Here is a 24,369-nt window from a genome sequence, read left to right as displayed (position 1 = left end):
CGTGGATGTCGGCAGGCACCGGCGGCGCGTCGCGTAGCGGGCGCCGAAATCGTCGAGGAACCGAATCCCCCGCCTGCGCGGGGCCGACCTGGTGCCCGTGGTCGTCACCCTGACCGAGGCGGGAACATCCCCGCGCTTGCGGGGCCGACTTCCAGACCGACCTGATCCCGCTGTTGTAGACGGGAACATCCCCGCTCGCGCGGGGCCGACTCTCCGTGGTCAGAACCCACGTGGTGATGCCGGGGAACATCCCCGCTCGCGCGGGGCCGACGAGGTGCGCCAAGATCTGGTTCTGCCCAGTCTGGGAACATCCCCGCTCGCGCGGGGCCGACGTCCGGGTCCATCTCGCGGTACAGCGCCGTCAGGGAACATCCCCGCTCGCGCGGGGCCGACCGGGCCCGAGCGAGGCAACCGCGGATCTGCCCCGGAACATCCCCGCTCGCGCGGGGCCGACGCGAAGGTCGCGATCTTTCGGAACGGACAGCGGGGAACATCCCCGCTCGCGCGGGGCCGACACGCGAACACGTGGTGGGTGATCGATCCCGTGGGGAACATCCCCGCTCGCGCGGGGCCGACGCCACGATCAGCCACACGCACGCGTTGACGACCGGAACATCCCCGCTCGCGCGGGGCCGACCCACCCAGGGCCGGGCCGCTACTGCTCCATCAGGGAACATCCCCGCTCGCGCGGGGCCGACCTCCTCCTTGGGCAGGAGTTCCTTGCGGAGTCCCGGAACATCCCCGCTCGCGCGGGGCCGACTCATCATCGAGACCTGCCACTGTGGGGAAGCCGGGAACATCCCCGCTCGCGCGGGGCCGACCCTGTCGCGGTCGTATCCGGCCACGGCCAGGTGGGAACATCCCCGCTCGCGCGGGGCCGACCTGATCAGCAAGGTGACCGTCCCCCCGTTCTCGGGAACATCCCCGCTCGCGCGGGGCCGACTTCGGCATCGAACGCGCCGCGCCCGCCCGCCCGGGAACATCCCCGCTCGCGCGGGGCCGACGAGTACCTGGACGAGCAGCGCCGGATCAACTCGGGAACATCCCCGCTCGCGCGGGGCCGACAGGGCCCACAGCACCTCGCGCTGTCCGTACCGCGGAACATCCCCGCTCGCGCGGGGCCGACCTCTGCGGTCTCCGGGTCGGGTCCGCGTCGCGGGGAACAACCCCGCTCGCGCGGGGCCGACTGCGGGGGTCATCTCGATACCTCTCGTGGGGTGGGAACATCCCCGCTCGCGCGGGGCCGACCTCCGGAACCTCGATCGCCGGGCCGGGCCGACGGGAACATCCCCGCTCGCGCGGGGCCGACGGGCTGCTGCCGCTGAAGGGCACGAAGAACCAGGGAACATCCCCGCTCGCGCGGGGCCGACCGAGACCGGCCGCGCCCTCAACTCGGATGAGACGGAACATCCCCGCTCGCGCGGGGCCGACGCTGGATGACCTGGGGATCTACCAGTCGGTAACAGCGTTTTCGTTCGGTTGCATCTTGCCACCCACGTGTCGCCTTCGACGACGTGAATCTCCGCCGACCACCGTAGTTCACCCAAGCACTCCCCTCCACATGCAAAGCGCCGTTCGATCCGGACCCGCCGATGTGGGCAAGGCCGGAGCGGACCCCGTCCTCGACGCAGGCCGGATCGGCCGACCAGCACGCCGTTGCGCTGCGCTGGAACCTCGCTCCCGTCCGTCGCCGTGATCGTGAGCGGCCCGTAGGCGAGCGGGAACGCGACCCGATCAGCAACATGGTCGGGAACCTCGCCACATAGGTGGTGTCGCATCGATCGGCAGGACAGCCCGTAACGACCGCCGCCGGCAGCATCCCGCCGAGGATCACCCGCAGGTTTCCGAATCGCTCGACCAGACGCGGCGTCACGATCGGCGCGAGTACCGCGTCCACCCCCACCGCAGGCAGCGCGAAGCCGGTCTCCAGCGTCGACCAACCGCGCACCTCCTGCAGGTAGAACACCGCGAGGAGCTGGAACTCGAAGAATGAGCCGCCGAACAACATCGCCCCCAGGTTCGCCCGCAGCAACGCCCCGGAGCGCAGGATGCCCAGCCGTACCGGCTGCGCCGACGACCGACGCTCCACCGCCACGAAGGCGAGCAGCAGCGCGATCCCGGCCGCGAACACCGCCGCGGTCCACCCGGGACCGCGCGCCGGGTGCTCCAGCCGCACGACCTCGTACCCCAGCAGCAACATCGCGCCGTCCACATCGAAGCCCCGGTCCGGCGCTCCGGACGTTCGTCGCGCGGCAACACCGCGAGGGCCAAGGCCAGGATCACTGCGGTCAGCACTACCGGTACGAAGAACACCTGACGCCAGCCGATCGTGGTCAGCAGCCCCCTGATGACCGGACCGAGTGAGAAGCCGCCCGCTGCGGTACCCGGGTAGAAGAGCAGTGCCCTGTTGCGCTCCGGACCTTCGGGGAAGGGTCGGTCGGTTTCAAACGAGGCACAGTCCGGGCTTGTGTTCGTGCGTTGACTGCCGCTGTTCGGGTTCCGGGATGGCTAGAAGACGAAGTCGTCGCGGTGTGCCAGGAGTCGGGCCGTGCCCACGGTGTGGACGGCTTCGAAGCCGTTCCCGGGAAGTCGGTAGATGCGGATGCTGTCCAGGTCGGCGTTGATGAGGCTCTTGACTGCGGCGAGGAGTTTGAGGAGGCCGATGTCGTCCGTGGCTACCTCGAAGACGGATTGTTGGACGCGGTTTCCGTAGCCTTCGCAGAGTTTGGCGACCTTGCGGAGGCGTCGGCAGCCTTCGGGTGTGGTGGTGTCGACGTCGTAGGTGAGGAGGAGGTCCATCATGCGGGTGTCCAGGGGAGGTAGCCGGGGAGTTCGCCGCGGAGGTGGCGGGCGAGGATACGGGCCTGCATGACGGGCAGGAGGCCGGCGGGGACGGGGCGTGCGGCGATCGGGTGGTCCCATTCCTGGCGTCGGGTGTCCTGCCAGCCTTCGAAGACGATCTTGCGGCCGTCGTCGTTGAGTTGCCAGGCGCCGCCGGAGAGTTCGTCGAAGTGTTCGATGCGGAGTGTGCGGCGGTTGATCAGAGTGAGAGCCAGACGATCGGCGAAGGCGGGGCGGAACTCCTCCATGAGGTCGAGGGCCAGGGCCGGCTTTGCGGGGCGGAGGCCGTGGAGGAAGCCGACGTGTGGGTCGAGTCCCACCTGTTCCGCGGCGCCCTGGGCGAGGTTGCGCAGGAGGCCGTAGAGGAAGGAGATGAGGGCGTTGGTGGGATCGGTCGGCGGGCGTTTGGAACGCCTGGTGAACGGCGGGAAGTCGGTTCCCTTGCTCAGAGCCAGCGGCAGCACGGCGAAGTACGTGCGGCTCGATTGACCTTCCATGCCCATGAGTTCTTCGAGGTTTTTGGCGTCCGGCAGCCACGTCACGGCCTCGGCGAGTTCCTCGGCTGCGGCGCGCAGGCCGATCTGGGCCGAATCGCGGGCGTCCCGGCCCGCTCTGAGGAGTATGCGGCGGCTGTTGCGGATTTTCCCGGCGACGAACGCCCGAGCGATTTCCAGGCGTGCGGCCTCATCGTCGTGGATTCGGTGTTGTGCGTGGCGGAGGAGGACGTTGCCTCGCGTGGGGCCTTCGAGGCGGGCGGTGAAGCGCCCGCTCCTCGACATCCAGACGATGGGTCTGTTGTCGTCGGCGCAGCGGGCGATGAGTTCGGTGGAGAGGTTGATGTGGCCGTAGACGACGATGGATTCGATGCGACGGAGGGGCAGGGTTTTGCGTCCGGGGGTGTCGGGGAGGGCGACGCGGATGCTGTCCTCGTCCAGGTGCAGTGAAGCGCCTTGGGTTTGTACGTAGAGGGTGTTGAGGATTTCGGTGGGCATGGGGTGCTCTTCGGGTCAGGTGGGCGTGGGTGGCTCGTCGGTGGGTGTGCGGTACAGGTCGGCGAGGGCCTGGCGGTAGCGGCGGTCGCCGGCGAGGACTTTGGGCATGCAGGATTCGGCCATGGAGCAGCGTCGGCAGCGTTTGTCGGCGGGTGCGGCCGGGAGTGAAGCCGCAGTGAGCATGGCGCGGACGGCGGCGGTGGTGGTTTCGACGGTGGCCCTGAGTGCGGCGTCGACGGCGACTTCGTGGCGGCGGCGGTCGGTGGCGGACCAGACGACGGCTGTGTCGATGGTGGTGTCGAACATGGCCTCGAGGCACATGGCTTGTGCGGCGACCTGGACGTCGCCGGGGCCGCCGGGTTGGTAGCGGCCGGATTTGTGTTCGACGGGCGTGACGGTTTTGCGGCGGATTTCCACGACGTCGCACACTCCGGTCAGGCCGAGGGTGTCGTGCCAGACGGGCAGTGCGCGGAGGGTTTTGGTGCCGGGGCGGGTTTCGTGTCCGGGGGTGTGGACGCGTTCGTGGAGGATGGTGCCGCGGACGGTGGCGGCGTCGTCGGCGAAGGCGTCCTCGAGGAGGATCAGGCCGGCTTGGCGGGGGCAGTACGTGTGGTGTTCCAGGGCCGAGATCGGTACCTGGGCCGGCTCGGCGGCCGCTGTTCCGGGGTGGTGGTGGGGTGGGGTCATCCCACGATGCGGGTGAGGGTGATGCCGGCGGGGAGGTCGCCGTCGAGGATTTCGATTTTGTAGTCGTCGAAGCCTCGGGCGGGGCCGGTGCCGATGGGTTGTACGTGTACGCGGTCGAGGAGTTGGCGGGCGGGGGCGCGGCCGTAGGCGTCGTCGTGGGTGAAGACGTACAGGCCGCGCAGGCTCATGGAGCCGCGGGTGGATGCGCGGTCGTGGTCGAGCATGAGGGTGAAGGCGCGCCAGAAGGCTTCGAGGTCGTCGGTGGTGACGCCGGTGCGGGTGGCGAGGGGGGCGCTGAAGTGGCCTTCGCCGATGTACAGGCCGTAGGGGACGATGTGTTTGGAGCCCATTTCAGTGCTTTCGCCCTTGTCGATGTCGGCCTGGCGGGTCTGGGTGACGCGGGTGATGCCGATGTCGAGGGGCAGGACTTCGTCGACGGAGCGGGCGAAGGTGAGTTGCATGGGGCCTTGGACGCGTCCGGCGTGTTTGGTGCCGGTGGTCATGACGGCGCCGAACATGCGGATGTCGTAGAACGTTTCGCACATCCATTTCTGGGCGTCGACGGGGGTGGTGGTGTCGCCGAGGGCGGTGTAGGCGCGTTCGTGTTGGGCGTTGAGGGCGACGCCGGCCTCGACGTAGATGTCGTAGCCGGCGCGGCCTTCGTTGAGGAGGGGGATGACGTTGCGGATCTTGCGCTTGATCGCGACGTCGGTGATGAGTCCTTGGCTGGTGACGGGGTCGAGGCGGGGCATGCCGCCGGCGTCGGGGTCGCCGTTGGGGTTGCCGTCGCGGACGTCGACCATGAAGACGTAGTCGTGCTTGCGGGTGGGGTCGAGGTGCGGTGCGGTCACAGGGGTGCTCCTGGGAGTCGGAAGGGGTTCGGGGTGTTCCGGGGTTGCGGTCAGGGTTGGCGGGTGTCCGCCGCCGCGGCGGCGGCTTTGGTTTCGGCGCGTTCGGCGGCGGCTTCGAAGCCGGACTGTTGTTGGTGGTAGTAGCCGAGGGCGAAGCGCGCCTGCTGTCGCGGCGAGAGGGTGGCGGGCAGGACGTCCTCCGCGGTCGCGTCGAAGCGTGCCCAGACCGCGCCGATCTGCTTGCCGAGGGCGACCGCGGTTCCGGGTCGGTCACGGCGCAGGCGCTTGAGGTGGGCCTTGGATCCGCGGTCGAGGGTGAGCAGGACGTGCCTGGGGGCGGTGGTGGCCGAGCCGTAGAACTTGTCGGCGACCGTGGCGTTGACGCCTTGGCGGCGGCCGTTCTCCCCGACGGCGGAGAGTGCGGCGTATTGGGTGCTCTCGTACAGGGCGAAGAGCCGGCCGCACAGGTATCCCGGGTCGGTGGCGTCCGGGTCGAGTCCGGGCATGGTGGTTCCTCCGTGGGGCGAGCGTTCGAGGATCAGGCGTAGGAGTGCGGCGCGGGGGCCGTCGACGCGGCGGTCGGAGCGGATGCGGCCGAGCAGGTGCGCCAGCAGGTGTGCGGGGGGTGGTTGGTGGTTGAGGGCGCTGCGGAGGAGGGCGTTGTCGAGGCCGTCGGGGACGAGGGTGTTGGTGTAGCGGTTGGTGGTCTTGTCCCAGCGGCCGGCGGCCTGGGTCAGGCGCCACAGCGGGTACCAGACGGAGGTGCGGTTCCAGCCGTCGCGGGTCTCGTGGTCGGTGAACCAGGCGCCCTGGTTGCGGCGGAGTTCGTCGATGGGGATGTCGATCCAGTCGTGGACGACGACGCGGGAGCTGTTCGTGCCCAGGGTCAGGCTGTAGAAGCGGTTGGGGTCGACGCGCTCGTTCGCGGCGCGGTTGTGGGCGGGTTTGTGGAGGGTGTCGAGGAGGTGGCGGACGTCGTCCGGCTGGGGGGCGTCGAAGGCCGCGATGGGGTCGTCGTCGAGGGGGTCGCGGGTCCACCAGACGAGGCTGGAGGTGGTGCCGCGGCGGCGGTGGCGTTCGTCGGCGAGGAGGGCGTTGAGGGCGGCGACGCCGGTGGAGCCGCAGCCGTCGCAGATGGGCGTGTTGGCGAGTTGGAGGAGTCCCTCGCGGGCCTGGGCGGCGGAGTTGATGCTGACGAGTTGGGTCTTGCGGGCCTGCCCGGAGGTGGGGATGGCGCCGGCTTTGATGCTCTCCGGGAGGGTGGACAGCAGGTTGCCGTGGTCGCCGCAGACCAGGCACAGGCCTTGGCGGCCGCCGCCCTTGCGTTCGGCGACGATCGCGCACCACTCGGTCTGCGCGGTCGGCCGCAGGTGCACCCATGCGGCGTCGACCATGATGCCGACCCAGTCCGCCGCGACGAGATCGTCGGGGATGGGGACGTGGGCCAGGCCGTCGGCGTCGAGGAAGCGGGCGAGGGCGCGGGCGACGGGGTCGTGGTCGGCCGCGCGGTCGGTCCAGCGGCGGGCCAGGTCGACGAACGCGGCGCACCGGCGGTCGGCCTGGGCGTCGGCTTTGGGGCTGTCGTCGCGGGCGACGGCGAGGACGTATTCGGCGGTGTCGCACAGCAGCAGCGGTGGTGGGTGGATGCCGGCGCGGTAGGCGTCGGGCGCGGGGACGAGTTTGCCCTTGGGTCCCTTCGCCCCCGTGGCGGGGCGCAGGTCGACCAGGCCGCCGGGGGCGAGGTCGCCGTTCTCGGTGAGCGGGATGAACCAGCGCAGGGCCTTGGGGACGTAGTAGAGGGGCGGCATGTCGGTGCGGGTGCGTGCGTGGTCGCGGAGTTCGCGCAGGAGCATCGGTCAGCCCTCGGCGGCGCGTCGGGCCCGGGCGGAGCGTGCGGGCATGTCGACCTCGGTGTCCGACAGCGGGTGTTCGGGTACGTGCAGGACGCCCTGTTCGAGTCGGGCACGGAACCAGCGGTACCGCTCCCCCGTGTCGGTGTAGACGATCGAGTGGAGCATCACGCCGAGTTCCTCGCCGTCCTCGGGGGCCTCGTCGTGGCGGATCGGTGGGCGGGTGGTGGCGGGGCCGAAGTCGGCGGCGAACTCGCGGCAGCCGAGGAACGGCTGGGAGAAACACGCCCCGCGTTCGACACGGCGCCGGAACTGGTCGCGGTACTTGGCCTCGGTCGCGGTGGTGTGCGGCGCGAGGTCGACGTGCGCGTGGATGCGGTAGGCGACGTCGCGCAGCGCGACGGTGTTGCGCTGGTCCCGGTCCTCCTCCACGTCGTACCGGCGGCTCGGGTCCCGGCGCAGTTCACGGATCCGCGGCGGGGTCACGACGGATTTGACCTCGTTGCGGCGCAGGCTGAACCAGCGCACGGGTGCGAGGACCTCGATCTTGACCACGTCGTAGCGGAATTCCTTCTTCCAGAAGATCGCCTCCAACAGACCCCGCGCCGCGGACGGCGTCATGACGGGATAGCTGACGCGTTCGACCTTCAACTCGGGGCGGGTGAAACAGGCGAGCGGCCCGGACACCTCGACCACGAGCGGAGGAGCCGAATGCCGGTTGCGTTTGGTCACCAAGACGTGAAGTCCTCGCTGTTCTCGGGCTGTTCGAGATCGATACCGCGTTCGGAGTGGTAGTCGCTGACCCACAGCAGCAGGTCCCTGACCACCGGCTCGGCGTGGCCGGCCTGCACGGCCTTGCGTGCGGCCGAGCGCGGCAGCGACGCGGTGTAGGGCTGCAGGTCCCGCAGGGGCTGCGGGCCGCACGGGTACGGCGACCGCAGCGCCCGTACCGCGGCGCGCACGATGTCCTGGGCCTCGTCGTCGTCCATCAGGACGGCGACGGGGCTGGTCGCCTGGTCGTCGATCATGCGGAACTCCGCCGCCACCTGCGGATAGTCCAGGCGGGCGCGCAGGTCCTGGATGCGGCGGCCCAGGCCGTCGTCGCCGAGACGGCCGTACCGCAGCCGGTAGTAGCGGGCCAACGCGTCCAGGTCGTCCGGGTCGGCGAGACCGGGGCCGAAGTTCTCCATGGTCGCCTGCATCGCCTGCTTGTACGGTTCGCCGTTCGGGCGCCCTCCGTTGCACGGGTCGAACACCACGACCCGGCCGGGTGCGGGCAGGCGGCCTTCGCGGTTGCAGCGACCGGCCGCCTGCTGCAGGGACTCCGCCGGGGCGAACGCGCGGTAGACCACGGGGAAGTCGACGTCGACACCGGCTTCGACGAGTGGCGTGGCGACGACGGCGACCGGCTTGCCCTGCTCGAGGAGCCTCCCGATCCGGGCGAGGTTCTCCCGCCGATGCCGGGGGGCCATGCGGGTCGACAGGTGCAGTGCCGGGCCGAGATCGGACGGGCGTTCCTCGGCCAGGGCGCGGTGCACGGTGGCCGCGTTCGCGGTCGTGTTCACCACGACCAGGGCCTGCGGCAGGTCCGCCGCCTCCACGGCGATGTCCTCGAGCAACGGCTGCGGCGCCAGGCGCCACTCGTAGTCGACGCGCCGCAACCTCGCGTACAACGGCGCCGGATCGGGGATCACGTCGACCGCCCGCGCGCCCTCGAACCCGGACACCGCCATGAACTCGGGCTGGGTCGCCGACGTGAGCAGCACCGTCGTCCCGTAGTGGTCGCACAACCCGCGCAGCACGGACAGGATCGGCATCAACAACGGATCGGGCAGTGCCTGGACCTCGTCGAGGACGATCACCGCGCCGGCCAGGCGGTGCAGCCGCCGCATCGCGGCGGGCTTGCGCGAGAACAGCGACTCGAACAGGCGCACCGTCGTGGTGACGACGAACGGCGAGTCCCAGTTCTCCGCGGCGAGCTTCGCACCGCGCGGGGCCGCGTCGAGATCGACCGCACTGTGGTGTTCCAACAACGACGGCGCCGCGTCGCCGTCGCGCTCCAGGAGATCACGGTAGACGGCCGAGTTCTGCTCGGTGATCGAGATGAACGGAACCGCCACCACGACCCGCCGCAGACCCCACTTCACCGCGTGGTGGAGCCCGAACCCGCCGGCGGCGAACGTCTTCCCGGCACCGGTGGGCACACCGAGGCGGTGGATGCCCGGCGGAAGCACTGCCGCGGCGGCGGTACGGGCGTACACGTCGTCACGAAGACGGGAGAGATCGTTCCTCGGCCGGTCGCGGAGCTTCTCCATACGGCGCTGCTCGAACCGGCGCAGGAGCTCCGGGACGGCCGGAGCCGGTGGCAGCGCCGCCGCCCCGCTGTCGAAGTGCGCCGAAGTGTCGAGGAAATCCGCGTCGACGACGCAACTGAACAGCATCCGGATCAACAGGTCGTAGGCGAGGCCGAGTTCGGCTTTCGGAACGGACGCCAACCACGTCGGAAGCGACGGCGACACGTCCGGAAGGATCTCGGGCACGAGTTCGGCGACCGCGGCGATGGTGGCCTCGAGTTCCTCGACGGCCCCGGCAGCGGCGTGGAGTTCGTCCTTCAGGGTCTGGGTGTCGGGGAGCCCGCCGTGGTGCCCGATCACGATCCGGGCGAGCGTGGGCGGCAACGCGCGTTGCGCCAGGAGAGCTCCCGCGCGCTTGTGGTCGAGCCCCACCCGCCCACCACCGGCCGCCTCGACGGCCAGCAGTTTCGACTGCCAGGCACACGCGCCCTTCCCGACGTCGTGCACGACCCCCAGATAGCCCGCCGCCGCACCACCACCGAACACCGACCCGAACTCACCGGACCGGACGGCCGTACCACGCAGGTGCTCGTCGAGGCCGTGTCGAACACCGGAATCGTTGACGCTGTGCGCCAATAAACGCATGAAGGCTCCTTGAAAACCGGGTGGGGACGCGACGAACCGACCGGAGACGGAACCCGCCTCGGACACCCGGCAGATGAAAATCTAGGGCGTTGCCCACACATCATGGACCCGAATCGAAAAAGCCCCCCGAGAGCGCCGCTTCGGAACCACAAGCACACACGCGACACGCGAACCACACCGAAGCCGAAAGTCCGTTTCGACCACAATCGACGACACGGCAGTACCTCGCGAAGAAATTTTTCGATACGTTTCCCCTGCTCAGGCAGGATGGCGGCCAGCCTTCGGGCTGGTCGAGGGTCGCAACGCCGAGTTGATCCGCCTCGCCCAGGAACTCGGCGATGGCGGCCAGCCTTCGGGCTGGTCGAGGGTCGCAACATCCCTGCGCGCAGGGCGCGTCAGAGGAAGAATCAATGGCGGCCAGCCTTCGGGCTGGTCGAGGGTCGCAACGTCATCCAGCGGTGGTCCGCCGGGTCGACCAGCCGGATGGCGGCCAGCTTTCGGGCTGGTCGAGGGTCGCAACGAGCAGTTCGCGCGGGCATGGTGGGGGATGGCGAGTGGCGGTCGACCTTCGGGTCGGCTAGGGATCGCAACGACGTGATCAGCGTGGCCGCTGGTCCCGGAATTGCGGTGGCGACTGACCTTCGGGCCGGTCGAGGGTCGCAACGCATAGGACGAGCCATACACGGGAGGAAACCGGAGGGGTGGCGGTTAGCCTTCGGACTGGCCGAGGGTCGCAACGAACAGGCGGCGCGGCGGACCCGCCCCCGCCCCCGAGTGGCGGTCGGCTTTCGGGCTGGCCGAGGGTCGCAACCCGCCGGCGCTCGGTGCGGGCCCGGCATGGCTGGGTGGCGGTCAGCCTTCGGGCTGGCCGAGGGTCGCAACGACCCGAGCGCCGGCAGCGATCGCCCCTCACTGGGCGTGGCGGTCAGCCTTCGGGCTGGCCAAGGATCGCAACGTTGGGCCGGTGTGAGTGCGGGATCAGCGCACGTAGGTGGCGACCGACCTTCGGGCCGGTCGGGGATCGCAACACCTGCTCGGCCCTCGTGATCACTGTGGAGGACCCGTGGCGACCGACCTTCGGGTCGGTCGGGGATCGCAACCGCCCCTCTCCGGTTGGTCCTATGAGCAGAGTCCAGAGTGCGACCGGCTTCGGGTCGGTCGGGGATCGCAACTACGGCCGCGTCGAGTCGACGTGGACGTGGACGCGGAGTAGCGACCGACCTTCGGGCCGGTCGTGGATCGCAACATCGCCGCGATGTCCGCGATCGAGGTGCTGCCGCCGGTGGCGACCGACCTTCGGGCTGGTCGGGGATCGCAACGGGAAGTCGGGCACCCGAGGCGACGGCCTGCCGGTGGCGGCCAGCCTTCGGGCTGGTCGGGGATCGCAACGATTGGGTGGTCAACAAGGGCGAGAACGCCCTTAAGTGGCGGTCGATCTTCGGGCCGACCGGGGATCGCAACACGATGTCCTCGATCACGGTGACGGCGGCGCGCATGGTGGCGACCGACCTTCGGGCCGGTTGTGGATCGCAACTGCTTGCGCAACCGCCGCAGCAGCTCGGCGCGCTCCGTGGCGGTCAGCCTTTGGGCTGGCCGTGGATCGCAACGGGGCCGCGCGGTTTGGGTCGCCAGCCGAGTTCCAAGTGGCGGTCCGCCTTCGGGCTGGCCGAGGGTCGCAACTACGAAATCCTGCGGGGTACCGCGCAACCCACGGCGATGGCGGTCAGCCTTCGGGCTGGCCGAGGGTCGCAACTGGTTGCACACGATGATGCGGACGACGGGCTGGTCGTGGCGGTCAGCCTTCGGGCTGGCCGAGGGTCGCAACTACGAGTCGAGAGCCGGCCCGGGGTCGGGCTCCGGTGGCGGTCAGCCTTCGGGCTGGCCGAGGGTCGCAACGATGTGTTGGACGCCAGGCAGGGATGGTGGCGAGAGTGGCGGTCAGCCTTCGGGCTGGCCGAGGGTCGCAACGCCTGCGCGCCGTCGTGCCCGCCGGTCGTGCCCGGGTGGCGGTCAGCCTTCGGGCCGACCGGGGATCGCAACGACGAGGGCCCGGTCGACCTTCGGGACGACCGGGGATCGCAACGCGAGGGGTCCGGGATCATCTCGCCGCGGTCCGGGCGTGGCGGTCGACTGCGGGTCGCCCGGGGATCGCAACAGCGGCCCGCCGAGCCGGTGGTGAGCGAGGTCGACGGTGGCGACCGACCTTCGGGTCGGTCGGGGATCGCAACGAGCCGTAAGGACCTGTTGCGCGGTCTGGACTCGGACGAGAGATGCCGAGTCGGTGCCTGCTCGTGGCGCGTGTGCACCGACGTGAACGGCCCGAGCGGTGGGCGCGAGTTGCACGTCCGGCCGTCTGGCCGGTTCAGATCGTGAGTGTGAACGTGGTCGTGTGGTGTCCTCGGGTGTCGATGCGGAGTCGGTGGTGTCGGCGTTGGGGTCTGCCAGCGTTTTCGAAGTCGTGGTGGATGTGGGCGAGTTCGTGGGCGAGGTGGCGGGGGCCGGATTGGCGGCAGGTGCCGTCGGCGTGGATGGTGGCGACGGAGCCGTCGGTGGTCCATGGGGTCAGTGTGTCGGGGAGGTCGCGTTGGCCCAGGTCGGAGGCGGGTAGGGCGAGGGCGATGGCGAAGCGCAGGTCGTCGTCGTGCCACGCGGCGAGGGGCATGGCGCACGGTTCGAGGGGGCCGGTCGGGTCGCCCGGGTAGGGGATGGTGTTGGTGCCGGCGGTGGTGCGCAGGCCCATGAAGTAGGCGGGTGTGGCCAGGAACGGGCCTTCGGCGTGGCCGTGTTCGTCGAGGGTCAGGGCTGCGATGCCGGTGCCCACGGGTGCCACGAGGCGGCCGCCTGGTCGGACGGCGGCGAGCCAGGCCGGCGGGACATGGTCCGCGCCGCAGGTGGCGATCAATCGGTCGACGCTGCGGGGTTCGGCGGGCGGTCGGTTGCCGTCGGTGTGGACGACGCTCACGCCCGGGTGTCCGGCTGCGGTCAGGGCGTCGCGGGCGGCGGTGGCGACGTCGGGTTCGATGTCGATTGTGGTGATGTCGGTGTCGCCGGTCAGGTGGGCGAGGAGGCCGGCGTTGTAGCCGGTGCCGGCGCCGACCTCGAGCACGCTCATGCCGGGTTCCACGGCGAGGGCGTCGAGCATGGCGGCCATCAGGGAGGGGACGGTAGAGGAGGACAGGGGTGGGCCGTCGTCGCCGAACATCGTCGCGGTGATCAGGAGTTGGTCGGTGTAGACCTCGCGCGCCCAGTCGGGGTGGTCGGGCGTGAACACGCGGGTCTCCCAGGTCCCCGGAGAGGTTTCGATCCGGCGGACGAAGCGGGGCACGTACACGTGCCGCGGCTCGGCGCGGAACGCGTCGACGATCTCGGGTCGGATGCCGTCGAGGGTCATCGACGCGACCATGGCGTGCCGCAGGCTTCGCGTTTCGTCGGTGTCCGGCGGCGGCGCGGTGGGGGTGGTGTCCGGGTGGGGGTGGGTGGTCATCGGGTTGCCTGCTCCAGGTGGTCGGCGAGGGCGGTGGTGATGTGGTGGTGGTCGGGGACGAAGGCCCATTGGCCGCCGGGGTTGAGTTCGAGGGCGAGGACGCGGTGGTCGCGGGTGGCGATGAGGTCCCAGGCGGCGAAGACGAGGCCGAAGCCTCGGGTGACGGACACTACGCAGCGGGCGAGTTCGGCGGGCAGGGTTCCGGGTCTGTACGTGGTGTGTGCGTCGGGGGCGGTGCGGATGTCGAGGTAGGGGGCGTCGACGTGGATCTCGGTGGCGAACAGATGCTCGCCCACGACGGCGACGCGGTACTCGAAGGCGCGGTCGCGGACTTCGGCCTGAACCAGGTGCGCGGTGGAAGCCACGCGGGGGTGCCCGGTGTGGTGGGCGGGCACACGGGTGGTGTTGAGGACCCGGCGAGCGCCGGTGGCGTCGGTGTGGGTGATGGGGCCGAGGGTCTTGCCGATCACGGGGGCGTGGTCGGCGCAGAAGCGGCCGTGGGCGGTGGTGACCGGCCTTCGGGTCCGTCGACATTGTGGATGGCGGGGTTCGTCGGGTACACATCGACACCGCGAGGCTACGCAGCTTTCGGACCGGGCGAACCCTCGGGGAGCGTCCGGGCCGAGGGATAGGGTGTCCCCGGCGGCATCGAAGACACTCCAGGGAACGACGCGTTCTGCTTCGGAACCTCGAGCACACACGCGACACGCCGTCCGCGCCGCAGCCGAAAGTCCGCTTTGCTCAAGAACGTGATTGTCGACGGGCATCCAAAGGTGGGGTCCTCGACGGGATTTCCCTGCTCAGTCAAGGTGGCGACCAACCTTCGGGCTGGCCGAGGGCCGCAACGTGGTGGGCGTTGGCGGGGCAGGGTCCGGTGGCAGGTGGCGACCAACCTTCGGGCTGGCCGAGGGCCGCAAAGCGGTCCACCCCAGTGCCTCCAACGCGGCCATCAGGTGGCGACCAACCTTCGGGCTGGCCGAGGGCCGCAACGCCGGACGGGCCTGGCCGCCCGGCGGCGGCTACCGAGTGGCGGTCAGCTTTCGTGCTGGCCAAGGGTCGCAACGCCTGCGCGCCGTCGTGCCCGCCGGTCGTGCTCGGGTGGCGGTCAGTCTTCGGGCCGACCGGGGATCGCAACTCGAGCAGCCCGACATCGTCACGGACGACGCCTCCGGTGGCGGTCGACCTTCGGGCCGACCGGGGATCGCAACCACGTCGGTACTGGCGGCCCTGCGGTGAGCACCGTGTGGCGGTCAGCCTTCGGGCTGGCCGGGGATCGCAACCGCGCACCCTGCCCGGGTTGGGGGAACAGTGCGCGCGTGGCGACCGGCCTTCAGGTCGGTCGGGGATCGCAACGTCGGTCGCGTCTCGACCAAGGACAACCAGAACCCGATGGCGGTCGACCTTCGAGTCGATCGGGGATCGCAACGCTACGCTCCACGGGATCGCACCTGATGCAAGACGTGGCGACCGACCTCGGGTCGGTCGGGGATCGCAACTCGCCGCCGCACGAACAACCGCAGGATGCGCTCTGTGGCGGCCGGCCTTCGGGTCGATCGTGGATCGCAACCATCCAGATGTCGACGGGCCTGCCGCCGGACTGGGCGTGGCGGTCGGTCTTCGGGCCGGTCGGGGATCGCAACGGCGTTAATGCATCGCTCGTGCTCATGGACGAAGTGTGGCGGTCGACCTTCGGGTCGACCGAGGGCGAACCGCAGCACGGCCTCGTAGTTCGCAAGGGAGTGGCGGTCAGCCTTCGGGCTGACCGAGGGTCGCAACTACGACGACGGCGAACCCCAGCAGATGAGCACCAGGTGGCGACCAGCCTTCGGGCTGGTCGGGGATCGCAACAGGGTGTCGACCTCGGTCGCCGTCGAGTGGTCCTCGAGTGGCGACCGGCCTTCGGGCCGGCCGAGGGCCGCAACGTGCGTGGCAAGCTCGCGGACGGCTGGGACGCCACGTGGCGCTCGGTCCTTCGGACCGGCCGAGGATCAGAACTTCCGCACCAACGAACGGCGTTCGGCTGTACTGGAGTGCAGGGCATTGGTGCCCCGTTGGTGTTCGTTGCAAGGTGTGATCGGAGGCGAGAGGTAGGTTGCGGCCGTATCGCCGCGGACGCAGAACCCCGGCCAGGACGCACCCGGCCCCGGAACCTCAAGCACACACGCAACACACCGGCCGCGCCGAAGTCGAAAGTCCACTTTGATCGCGACGGTGAATGCCTGCGTCTCCGGACCCAAGATCATTGGCGGGGTATCCCTGCGCGGGCAGGGCAGCGACCAGCTTGCGGGCTGGTCAGGGATCGCAACTGCTTCTCCCCGGCCCCGAAGAAGTCGCCGACGGTGCGGCGACTTCAGGTGGCGGTCGGCCTTCGGACCACCTGAGAGTCGCGGGGTGGGTGTCGAGCTGCGTACGTTCACATCGACGCGCGTGGCGGTCGGTCTTGGGGCTCGTTGGGGTCCGATGCGAAGAGCGCGATCAGGCTGCGGGATAGGCTGCGTCGGTGTCGGTGACGAAGTCGCTGCAGGGGACGATGCCTTCTGCTTCGGAACCCCGAGCGCACACGCGACACGCTGGCTGCGCCGAGGTCGAAGGTCCGCTTTGCTCAAGTACGTGAGTGTCGGTGGGCTTCCGGACACAGTTGTCGGCGTCGTGTGAAATCGATGCCGTCTTCGTCGGGTGAATTCTGACCCATGGTCTTGTTGTGTGGGTCCCGCCGCTCAGGTGGCGGTCGGGGTGCGTCCGATGTCGCGGTTCTTGAGTCGGTAGGAGTCTCCCTTCAGGGAGAGCACGTCGGCGTGGTGGACGAGGCGGTCGATCATTGCGGCGGCGACGGTGTCGTCGCCGAAGACCTCGCCCCAGCGCCCGAAGGCCTTGTTGCTGGTGACGATCACGCTGGCGCGTTCGTAGCGTCCGGAGACGAGTTGGAAGAAGAGGTTCGCCGCCTCGGCTTCGAAGGGGATGTAGCCGACCTCGTCCACCACGATCACGGGGATCCGGGCCAGACGGGCGAGTTCGTCCTGGAGCCTGCCCGTGTGGTGGGCGGCGGCGAGCCGGTCCACCCACTGGGAGGCCGTGGCGAACGCGACCCGGTGTCCGGCCTGGCACGCGCGGATCCCCAACGCGATCGCCAGATGTGTCTTGCCGGTGCCGGGCGGGCCGAGGAAGACGACGTTCTCCTTGCCGGTGACGAAGTCCAGGGTGCCCAGGTGCAGGACCGATTCCCGTTTCAGGCCGCGAAGATGCGTGAAATCGAATTCCTCCAGGGTTTTTCGGGCGGGAAAGCGGGCCGCACGGATCCGCCCCTCGCCGCCGTGGGACTCGCGGGCGGCGACCTCGCGTTGCAGACACGCCGCCAGGTACTCGCGGTGGGACCAGCCGTCCGCGACCGCCCGCTCCGCGAGACGTTCGGCCGCGTCCCGCAGGGTGGGCGCCTTCAATGCCCGGGTCAAAAACGCCAACTCCGCATCGACGTCGCGTGACGACGTCCTCGCGGTGGTGGCGCGTGTTCGGGTGCCGGTCATCTCAGCCCGCCTCCCGCCCGACCCCGGCGCCGCCCTCGATCACGTGGAACACGCGGTCGTAGGCGGCGGGGTCGCGTTGTTCGACCTCCAGGTCCAGTGCCGCGGGACCCGACGTCGTCGCCGGTGCCCGGCGGTGTTCGAGCCGCAGTCGGGCGCCCGCCGCCGCGTGGTCGGGATCGGTGATCGTCTGATGCCGTGCCCAACACCGCGCGTGGGACGCGACCTCGCGTCCGTCCACGGTGGCCCGGATCCGTTCCGGACCGGCCTCGACGGCGACCACCCGCCCGATCGCCGACGGATGGATCGAGTAGTCGCAGGTGTCCAACCGCAGATAGTGATCGCGGCCCAACCGCACGCTCGAACGCCACCACCCGCCCGGGTCGACCGGCGGCAACGCGAGCATCCCCGCCCGATCCGCGTCCCACCGCTCCGCGGGTCGGGCGTCGATCCCGCGATGCACCCGCCGGTTCGCGATCCTCAACCATTCGGCCAGTTGAGCGTTGAAATCCTGCGGCGAGACGAAGACCCGACCCGGCAGGAACGACGTCTCCAGGTAGCCGTTCGCCCGCTCCACCAGACCCTTCGCCTCCGGATCCCGAGGACGACACAGCACCGTCCTGATCCCCAGCAGCCCGGCGAACGCGGCGAACTCGCCGGAGAGCACCACCCCGCCCTGCCGTCGCCGGCCGATCCCCGGCTCGTTGTCCCACACCAGGGCCCGAGGCACCGAACCCCACCCCGAGAGCAGGTCCCAATGCCCCGCGACCAGGTCCGGGGCCTGCCTCGACGGCAACATCCTCGCGGTGATCACCCGCGAATACCCCGACACCATCACCAACACCGGCGGGCGCCCGACCTGCCCGAACCCCAACGGCACGTCCACCGGCGGGAACCACAGATCACACTGCGCGAGCTCGCCCGGCCCATACATCGTCCGCGAGACCGGGTCCGGCGGCAGATACCCCGGACGCAACTCGCGCACCCGATCCCGCAGGACGGTCAACGACCGGTCCCACCCGATCCGCTCCGCGATCACCGTCGCCGGCATCCGCGGAAACCCCGCGAGAAGTTCCCGGATCTGCGGCTCGACCGCGTCGACGATCGAGCCTTTCAACGCCCGCCGGTACCTCGGCGGTCGATCCGACGCGAGCGCGCGCCGCACCGTGTTCCGGGCGATCCCCAGATGCAGGGCGATACCCCGCACCGACATGCCCTCACCACGATGGAGACGCCGAATCTCGGCCCAGTCCTCCACCTCGATCACCTCTTCCTCCTGACTCCCCAGGAGCCAGACTGATCACAAGATCACGAAGAGGGTCACTTTTCATCCGCCGAAAGTGGAGCACGATTCACACGACGCCGACAACAGTGCCTTCGGCGGGATTTCCCTGCTCCGACAGGGTGGCGACCGACCTTCGGGTCGGTCGAGGATCGCAACCAGGTGTGGATCTCGCCGGTCATGATGTGCTGGGTGGTGGCGACCGACCTTCGGGTCGGTCGAGGATCGCAACCCTGTCGCCCCGGCGCCCCTGAGGCGCGGGGGCGGGTGGCGACCGACCTTCGGGTCGGTCGAGGATCGCAACCGCCGCGGACCTGCGCGCGCCCCGACCCCAACTGCACGTGGCGACCGACCTTCGGGTCGGTCGAGGATCGCAACGTCATGAGGAGACTCCGGAGGGGATGCAGGAAACGAAGTGGCGACCGACCTTCGGGTCGGTCGAGGATCGCAACAGGTGAAACCGCTTGCGGCCAATCCTAGAAGCTGCTAGGGGCGACCGACCTTCGGGTCGGTCGAGGATCGCAACGGCAGCCAGCGGCCGTTCACGTCCCGGCTCACGAGTGGCGACCGACCTTCGGGTCGGTCGAGGATCGCAACTGCATCGACGCCCACAACGGGCCGCTGTCGATCACGTGGCGGTCGACCATCGGGGCGACCGTGGATTGCAACGGGCACGGTGGTCTCCGGTGGTGCGGCCGGGGCGCGATGGCGACCGACCTTCGGGTCGGTCGAGCGTCGCAACCGCTCCGCGAGGGTCGGCAGGGCGACGGCGCCGAGGTAGCGGTCGACCTACGGGAACCGACCTTCGGGCCGGTCGGAGATCGCAATGGTCTGTTGTGTTGCCCACCGGCTGCGGCCGTGTGGTGGCGATCGTACGGGAACGTCTTCGCGGATGCGGGGTCGGCCGGGTGTCAGAGTTCGGCGGCGTGTCGGCAGGGTTTGCGTTGGCTGTAGCCGCCGGTGACGGTGGTTCCGACCGCGGTCCAGAAGGGCTCGGAGACGCGGAAATGGCCGCCGAGCGTGTGCCAGGTCAGGCCGGGATGTTCCGCACGTAGGGCGGCCAGGCCAGCGGAGGCGAGGCCACATCGTTGATACGACGGGTCGGTGTACGGCTGTTCGACCCACCCGATGCCGCAATCGCGGCAGATCAGATAGTCGACCGTGAACACGGATTCGCCCTCGAGGTTGGCCTCGCGTTGCCGTCACCCGCGCCGCTCACCGGAAACCGTGTCCTGCCACGGCGTGCCCAACTGCGGAACGACGGGCCAGCCGTATCGTCGACCCCACCGACCCCCACTGCAGCGCCGCAGGAACGCGCGCCACCGGTCCCGCTCCACCACCCGTCCCACTTCATGCGCGCGCCCGGCCAACTCCCGCGCTGCGTACGTGCCGTCCCCCATCGCCATACATGCCATCGTGCCCGACCTCACGACGGGTAATGCGCCCCCGCGTGGCGACCGGACTCCGAGTCGACCGGGATTCGCGAGCGGGAACGAGTCGTCCGGGACACGATCGCCGGCGCGGAAATAACCACTCTCGGACCGGTCGATATGCGATGCACCGGGAGCGTCCGGGCCGAGGGATATGGTGTCCGCAGCGAAGACGCTCCGGAGAACGACGCGTTCTGCTTCGGAACCTCGGGCGCACACGCGACACGCCGACTGCACTGAAGGCGAAAGTCCGTTTTACTCGTGAACGTGACTGCCAGCGAGAGTGCGAACACATCGACTTCGGTGGGATGTCCCTGCTCGGACAGGGTGGCGGTCGACCTTCGGGTCGACCGGGGATCGCAACCTCGACACCGTCGACCAGTTCCGGATCCACCACCCGGTGGCGGTCGACCTTCGGGTCGACCGGGGATCGCAACCCAAAGGGACAGCTTGCTCGGCCGACCTCGGCCGGGTGGCGGTCGACCTTCGGGTCGACCGGGGATCGCAACGACCTGCGGGCGCTCGTAGCCAAACGCGTCGACGTGGTGGCGGTCGACCTTCGGGTCGACCGGGGATCGCAACATCCACGCGGGCCGGGCCTCCCTCCGGCGCCCGCGTGGCGGTCGACCTTCGGGTCGGCCGGGGATCGCAACTGGACTCAGCTACTCGCCCGGTTGAGTGCGCCTGGGTGGCGGTCGACCTTCCGACCGAGGATCGCAACGAGGGACGAGGCCGGAACGCGCAGAATGCGGCCAATCCCCGGTCTACCTTCGGGCCGACTGGGGACCGCAACGCCGCCAGCTCCAAGCCCTGCGCAAGCTGCGGCCCATGGCGGTCGACCTTCGGTTCGGTCGGGGATCGTAACGTCACGGGGAGTGAGCGCGAAAGAAGTCGTGCAGGGGTGGCAACCGACCTTCGGGCCGGTCGGGGATCGCAACTCCCACTCGTGCGCGGGCCGGGACCCCGGAGCCGAGGTGGCGACCGACCTTCGGGCGGGTCGGGGATCGCAACGTCCGACCGAGGCCGTTGGTCCGGCGCGATCGCGGGGTGGCGACCGACCTTCGGGCCGGTCGGGGATCGCAACACCTACTCGGCCCTCGTGATCACTGTGGAGGACCCGTGGCGACCGACCTTCGGGTCGGTCGGGGATCGCAACCGCCCCACTCCGGTTGGTCCTATGAGCAGAGTCCAGAGTGGCGACCGGCTTCGGGTCGGTAGGGGATCGTAACGCTGGCTGGTCGGTCGTGAATCCGACGGCCACGATGAGAAGCGGTCGACTCTTGGGTCGGCCGTGGATCGCAACATCGTGAACTTTTACGACAGCCGCAAGGGCTATGTGGTGCCGGTCGAAATGGCGGCTGGCCTTCGGGCTTACTGGGGATCGCAACAGGACTCAGCACCGGCCCGTTCTGCTGGCCGCCCATAGCGGCTGGCCTTCGGGCTGGCTGTGGATCGCAACGTCGCGGTGTCGGCGGCGGTTGTGGTGGTGTCGGTGTGGCGGTCAGCCTTCGGGCTGGCCGAGGATCGCAACGGGTCGCTGGACTGGCGCGGTCCGCTCGGCGCGGGCGTGGCGGTCAGCCTTCGGGCTGGCTGTGGATCGCAACCAGTTGATGGGCATGGTCGCCGGGTCATCGGCGCGATGGCGACTGGCCTTCGGTCCGGTTTCGCGGGACTGTTGCAGAAGTTGGGCCCTCGGTCTATTCGGAAGCCGACTGCCGCGTGGTCGAGTCCTTCAGCGCCCTGTCGAGGCCGTCGTTGCGATCCACGGCCGGCTTGAGAGTCGGCCACCACCCTGCCGCTCGGCGTGGATCAGCTCTAGGTCACCGTTGCGATCCTCATGCTCGCCGGGATCAGTCAATGTCCCATTCCGTGTGCGGGAGTGGGCCTTCCGAGGTGTCGCCGAGGCCCGCAATCCACTCCGGGGCGGCGAAGACGGGCCTGGTGAGCAGGATGTCGCCGGCGCGTTGGACGCGCAGCAGAATGCCGACGTCCTCGTAACTGTAGGTGCCCTCCTGGGAGATGCGAATCTCGGTATCCGGGTCCCGATTGCGGAGACGGGCGTAGATCGCGTCGTCGGTCGTCGACGGCACGCGACCGGTCAGAGCCAGGCCGTCCCATCGGACCTGGGGGCCGTTGCGGGCATCGACGGCCACCGCGGCAAGCACCGACGTGCGCCTGGGCGAACATCGGGAACAGCTCCCGGCGGTCCGCCACGTGGGGCAGGAGCGGGGTTCCTCCGGCGGGACTTCGTCCTCGCTGGCGGGGCGATAGTAGGCCACGAGCATGTTTCCCCATATCCGTTGGTCGGGATACGAGTAGTGCGCGAAGCCGGTGCCACTGGCCGTGGGTCCGCGGCCCAGGGCGACGGTGACCTCGCCGGGGGTCATGCCGAACCGAAGCGGTCCCACCCGGATCAGCGGTGTGACCTCCCACCGCTCGCGCTCGCTCTCCGCCCGCACCGGCCACATCACGTCGGACACCCGAATCCCCCGCCGATCGTCACCGGTTCCCGACCGTCTGGCCGACAACCGGCGGGATGCTATCCACCACCGGCGACATCACATAACAACGAGCCCTCCGGTCCACGCCGATTCATGAACACCCACCGGCGAGATCGACCGGCTCCCGAACGTGGTGGCCACGGCCCTGCTCGGGCAGAGTAGCGGTGGACCTTCGGGTCGACCGTGGATCGCAACCTCACCGGCGAGGACGATGGATGCCCCGAAGCCGTCGTGGCGGTCAGTCTTCGGGCTGGCCGAGGGTCGCAACCTCCGCACGTCGCCCGGCGCGTGCGGCCGCTGGGCGGTCAGACGTCCGATCTGGAGAGCGTGACCGGACTGCGGGATAGGCTGTGTCGGTGACGAAGTCGCCGCCGGGAAAGGTGACTTCTGCTTCGGAACCCCGAGCACGCATGCGACACGCCGGGTGCGCCGAAGTCGAAGGTCTGCTTTGCCCGTGAAGGTGAATGTCGATGGACTTCCGAGCGCAGAGCCCTTGGCAGGATTCCCTGTTCAGGCAGGGTGGCGACTGGCCTTCGGGTCGGTCGGGGATCGCAATCTGCCGCTGCTGTTCGCGGGCGGCCTGTTCACGCTGTGGCGACTGGCCTTCGGGTCGGTCGGGGATCGCAATCGGCACCGCTTGGGCGTGGGCTTCGCGCCGGGACAGTGGCGACTGGCCTTCGGGTCGGTCGGGGATCGCAATGCCATCTCCGTAAAGCCAGCGCCGATGATCAGAGCGGAGGCGGTCAGCTTTCGGACTGGCCGAGGGGCGCAACGCCCAGGCACCGGGTGCCAGCGGATTGGGCGGCGTGGCGATCCGCCTTCGGGTGGGCCTGGATCGCAACCAGGCGACATCTATGTGGCTTGGTGCCAGTCGGACGTGGCGATCGGTCTCGGGGTTCGTTGATGTCCGATGCGAAGGGCGTGATCGGACTGCGGGATAGACTGCGACGAAGTTGCCGCGGGGAACGGCGCCTTCGGCTTCGGAACCCGGAGCGCACACGTGACACGCCGTCCGCGCTGAAGTCGAAAGTCCGCTTTGTTCAAGGACGTGAACGTCGGCGGGCTTCCAGACTGCCTTCGGCGGGATTTCCCTGCTTGGGCAGGTGGCGGTCGACCTTCGGGTCGACCGGGATCGCAACGACGACTATCTGTCGCTTGAGCGGGATGCCGCCCGGAGTGGCGGTCGACCTTCGGGCCGACCGGGGATCGCAACGACGGTTGGACGGAGTCACGGGTTTACCCGCGCCTCGTGGCGGTCGACCTTCGGGTCGACCGTGGATCAACCGCAAGGCGTACAAGGCGACAGCCCGTTCCAGCGGTGGCGGTCGGCCTTCGGACCGGCCGGGGGTCGAGCCCAGCTCTCCAGCCTGGCAGTGGCGGTCAACCTTCGGGCTGGCCGGGAATCGCAACCGCAAGCTGGGCACGGGCCGCAACTGCGAGGCTCATGGCGACCGGTCTTCGGGTCGGTCGGGGATCGCAACATCGGCCCCCGGCCTCCCCTTCCGTGGCCATGAGTGGCAGTCGAGCTTCGGGTCGACCGAGGGTCGCAACCGTGCGTCGATGGCCGAGTCCGACCAGCCTGGCCCCGCGGCGGTCGACCTTCGGGTCGACCGAGAGTCGCAACGAGTGGACGGACTCCATGACGGCACTCGGCGTCGAGGTGGCGGTCAGCCTTCGGGCTGGCCGTGGATCGCAACCCACTGCCTGGGTCTGGCCCTCGAGGTGGCCGCGGCGTGGCGGTCAGCTTTCGGGCTGACCGAGGATCGCAACGGCGGTGCCTCGGGTTTGGCGGAGCTGACCAGGCGCAGTGACGGTCGGCCTTCGGGCTGGTCAGGGAGCGCAACTGCTTCGTCCCGGTCCTGAAGAAGTCGGCGACGGTGCGGCGACTTCAGGTGGCGGTCGGCCTTCGGACCAGCTGAGAGTCGCGGGGTGGGTGTCGAGCTGCGTACGTTCACATCGACGCGCGTGGCGGTCGGTCTTGGGGCTCGTTGGGG

14 protein-coding genes and 4 CRISPR repeat arrays are annotated in these 24,369 nt (G+C 69.7%); all 14 genes read right to left on the bottom strand.

The window, feature by feature from the left end:
• Positions 1-60 precede the first annotated feature (60 nt).
• A CRISPR array of direct repeats spans positions 61-1,431; the repeat unit is 28 nt; unit sequence GGAACATCCCCGCTCGCGCGGGGCCGAC.
• A gap of 438 nt (positions 1,432-1,869) precedes the next feature.
• The 14 genes from ACFXKZ_RS49325 to ACFXKZ_RS49260 all read right to left on the bottom strand — a co-directional run bounded on the left by ACFXKZ_RS49325 (position 1,870) and on the right by ACFXKZ_RS49260 (position 22,354).
• Positions 1,870-2,400: a hypothetical protein gene (locus ACFXKZ_RS49325; RefSeq protein ID WP_380014060.1), complete on the bottom strand. Its 531-nt coding sequence runs from the start codon at positions 2,398-2,400 to the stop codon at positions 1,870-1,872.
• 108 nt (positions 2,401-2,508) lie between these two features.
• Positions 2,509-2,802 (bottom strand): CRISPR-associated endonuclease Cas2, encoded by a 294-nt coding sequence (cas2, locus tag ACFXKZ_RS49320; protein ID WP_380013991.1) that lies wholly within the window; start codon positions 2,800-2,802, stop codon positions 2,509-2,511.
• A complete protein-coding gene (gene cas1c, locus ACFXKZ_RS49315) occupies positions 2,799-3,833 on the bottom strand; it encodes a type I-C CRISPR-associated endonuclease Cas1c (RefSeq protein ID WP_380013988.1) in 1,035 nt (344 codons plus the stop codon). Before cas1c ends, cas2 begins: the two co-directional genes overlap by 4 nt.
• A 15-nt stretch (positions 3,834-3,848) precedes the next feature.
• Positions 3,849-4,520 (bottom strand): CRISPR-associated protein Cas4, encoded by a 672-nt coding sequence (gene cas4 / locus ACFXKZ_RS49310; RefSeq protein WP_380013985.1) that lies wholly within the window; start codon positions 4,518-4,520, stop codon positions 3,849-3,851.
• Positions 4,517-5,371, bottom strand: a complete 855-nt coding sequence (gene cas7c / locus ACFXKZ_RS49305) for a type I-C CRISPR-associated protein Cas7/Csd2 (RefSeq protein WP_380013982.1) — start codon at positions 5,369-5,371, stop codon at positions 4,517-4,519. Before cas7c ends, cas4 begins: the two co-directional genes overlap by 4 nt.
• A gap of 50 nt (positions 5,372-5,421) precedes the next feature.
• Positions 5,422-7,224: a type I-C CRISPR-associated protein Cas8c/Csd1 gene (gene cas8c / locus ACFXKZ_RS49300; RefSeq protein ID WP_380013979.1), complete on the bottom strand. Its 1,803-nt coding sequence runs from the start codon at positions 7,222-7,224 to the stop codon at positions 5,422-5,424.
• A gap of 3 nt (positions 7,225-7,227) precedes the next feature.
• The gene (gene cas5c, locus ACFXKZ_RS49295) at positions 7,228-7,953 is read right to left on the bottom strand and encodes a type I-C CRISPR-associated protein Cas5c (RefSeq protein WP_380013976.1); all 726 of its coding nucleotides are present in this window, start codon (positions 7,951-7,953) and stop codon (positions 7,228-7,230) included.
• Positions 7,950-10,160, bottom strand: a complete 2,211-nt coding sequence (locus ACFXKZ_RS49290; RefSeq protein ID WP_380013973.1) for a CRISPR-associated endonuclease Cas3'' — start codon at positions 10,158-10,160, stop codon at positions 7,950-7,952. The genes cas5c and ACFXKZ_RS49290 overlap by 4 nt, the downstream gene beginning before the upstream one ends.
• A 266-nt stretch (positions 10,161-10,426) precedes the next feature.
• Positions 10,427-12,200: a CRISPR direct-repeat array (repeat unit 37 nt; unit sequence GTGGCGGTCAGCCTTCGGGCTGGCCGAGGGTCGCAAC).
• Positions 12,201-12,522: 322 nt separating this feature from the next.
• On the bottom strand, positions 12,523-13,644 hold the full coding sequence (locus ACFXKZ_RS49285; RefSeq protein ID WP_380013970.1) for a methyltransferase domain-containing protein: 1,122 nt from the start codon (positions 13,642-13,644) through the stop codon (positions 12,523-12,525).
• Positions 13,641-14,114: a hypothetical protein gene (locus tag ACFXKZ_RS49280; protein WP_380013967.1), complete on the bottom strand. Its 474-nt coding sequence runs from the start codon at positions 14,112-14,114 to the stop codon at positions 13,641-13,643. The genes ACFXKZ_RS49285 and ACFXKZ_RS49280 overlap by 4 nt, the downstream gene beginning before the upstream one ends.
• 2,247 nt (positions 14,115-16,361) lie before the next feature.
• Positions 16,362-17,165 (bottom strand): IS21-like element helper ATPase IstB, encoded by an 804-nt coding sequence (gene istB / locus ACFXKZ_RS49275; RefSeq protein ID WP_380013964.1) that lies wholly within the window; start codon positions 17,163-17,165, stop codon positions 16,362-16,364.
• A 1-nt stretch (position 17,166) separates the two neighbouring features.
• A complete protein-coding gene (gene istA, locus ACFXKZ_RS49270) occupies positions 17,167-18,429 on the bottom strand; it encodes an IS21 family transposase (protein ID WP_380013961.1) in 1,263 nt (420 codons plus the stop codon).
• Positions 18,430-18,566: 137 nt separating this feature from the next.
• Positions 18,567-19,272: direct repeats of the CRISPR family, unit length 37 nt; unit sequence GTGGCGACCGACCTTCGGGTCGGTCGAGGATCGCAAC.
• Between the two features lie 83 nt (positions 19,273-19,355).
• Positions 19,356-19,613, bottom strand: a complete 258-nt coding sequence (locus ACFXKZ_RS49265; protein WP_380013958.1) for a hypothetical protein — start codon at positions 19,611-19,613, stop codon at positions 19,356-19,358.
• 587 nt (positions 19,614-20,200) lie between these two features.
• Positions 20,201-20,595: direct repeats of the CRISPR family, unit length 38 nt; unit sequence GGTGGCGGTCGACCTTCGGGTCGACCGGGGATCGCAAC.
• A 1,129-nt stretch (positions 20,596-21,724) separates the two neighbouring features.
• Positions 21,725-22,354 (bottom strand): hypothetical protein, encoded by a 630-nt coding sequence (locus ACFXKZ_RS49260; RefSeq protein WP_380013955.1) that lies wholly within the window; start codon positions 22,352-22,354, stop codon positions 21,725-21,727.
• Positions 22,355-24,369: the final 2,015 nt, after the last annotated feature.

It is taken from the genome of Embleya sp. NPDC059237 (genome assembly GCF_042754105.1).
In the GTDB taxonomy this organism is placed as follows: Bacteria; Actinomycetota; Actinomycetes; order Streptomycetales; family Streptomycetaceae; genus Embleya.
The sequence above is the reverse complement of the archived record's forward strand: the minus strand, read 5'-3'. Positions and strand labels throughout refer to the sequence as shown.

What these genes read in the sequence shown, in the direction of transcription:
- cas1c (WP_380013988.1), bottom strand. Translation starts at nt 3,833, where the DNA reads ATGCCCACCGAAATCCTCAACACCCTCTACGTACAAACCCAAGGCGCT.
- ACFXKZ_RS49285 (WP_380013970.1), bottom strand. Translation starts at nt 13,644, where the DNA reads ATGACCACCCACCCCCACCCGGACACCACCCCCACCGCGCCGCCGCCG.
- ACFXKZ_RS49290 (WP_380013973.1), bottom strand. Translation starts at nt 10,160, where the DNA reads ATGCGTTTATTGGCGCACAGCGTCAACGATTCCGGTGTTCGACACGGC.
- istB (WP_380013964.1), bottom strand. Translation starts at nt 17,165, where the DNA reads ATGACCGGCACCCGAACACGCGCCACCACCGCGAGGACGTCGTCACGC.
- cas8c (WP_380013979.1), bottom strand. Translation starts at nt 7,224, where the DNA reads ATGCTCCTGCGCGAACTCCGCGACCACGCACGCACCCGCACCGACATG.
- cas4 (WP_380013985.1), bottom strand. Translation starts at nt 4,520, where the DNA reads ATGACCCCACCCCACCACCACCCCGGAACAGCGGCCGCCGAGCCGGCC.
- cas2 (WP_380013991.1), bottom strand. Translation starts at nt 2,802, where the DNA reads ATGATGGACCTCCTCCTCACCTACGACGTCGACACCACCACACCCGAA.